Consider the following 955-nt stretch of genomic DNA (forward strand, 5'->3'; position numbering starts at 1 on the left):
GTCGGCCCCCCAAAATTCTTCGTCGCCCCCTTGACGGTGACCTTGCCGGGCGCATGCAGCTCGATATTGCCGCCCTTGATGCGCACGTAGGCGCCGCCGCTGACCAGCAGGATCTCCTCGGCGGCAGCGAGATCGACCTTCTGTTCGCTGGAGGTGACGTCGAGGTTCTTGCGGGCGGTGGCCTCGAGGTTGTCCGACTGCGCCTGCATCTGCACCTTGCCCCGCGCCGCGAAGAGCTTGATGCCGGCCTTCTGCACGAACAGCGAGAGTGTCTCGGAGATCGAGGCGACCAGGCTCCTGCCGGTGGCGATATTGACGTCCTCGCCGCTGGCCACACTCAGCGAACGGCCCTGGGCCAGATGCGTCGACTCGGGGGTGCTCGCCGTGATGCCGGCCGGCGAGGCGAGATGCAGCCAGGGCGCTTTCATGCGCGCGGCCTGGCCCCGACCGCCGCTGTCGGAGGCGCCGCGGGCGTTGCTCTGGTCGGCATCCGTGAGCTGCTCGCTGTTGCCGTAGGTGTCGTCGGCGTCGTCGCCGGCCTGCTTGAGATTCGTCCGGCTGTCGAGGGCGTCGGCGTTATGGTCCTGGGCGCTTTGACTCAGGGTGTCGGTGAGGTTGTAGGCGCTGTCGAGCTGCTGCTTCGCCGGGGTGAGGTCGAGCTGGTCGCCGCTGGCGCCGAGCTGGCCCCAGCTGGTGAGGTACAGCCCCTGGTTGGCGCGGATGGCGCCATAGGCGTCGCTGCGCAGCTCGAACCCGGTGCCACGGAAGGCGCCTCGGGTATTGCCGGTCTGGTGGATCAGGTAGCCGAGGTTGAGCTGGCTCTTCTCGGCTTCGGAGTTGAGACGCACCCGCTCCTGGTCGGTGGCGTCGTCGAAGACGAGTTCGTTGTACTTGCTGCCGCGATAGGTCTTGCTCTTGAACCCGGAGAGCAGGCCGTGGCTGTGCCAGTCGGGGG

The 955-nt window shown here is 67.6% G+C and carries 1 protein-coding gene; it reads right to left on the bottom strand.

The window, feature by feature from the left end:
• Positions 1-955 (bottom strand): DUF2345 domain-containing protein (locus tag HR9077_RS19115; protein WP_136068901.1); only part of this gene is annotated, 955 nt, incomplete at both ends.

Origin of the sequence: Modicisalibacter radicis (genome assembly GCF_900961225.1) — a bacterium.
GTDB lineage: Bacteria > Pseudomonadota > Gammaproteobacteria > Pseudomonadales > Halomonadaceae > Modicisalibacter.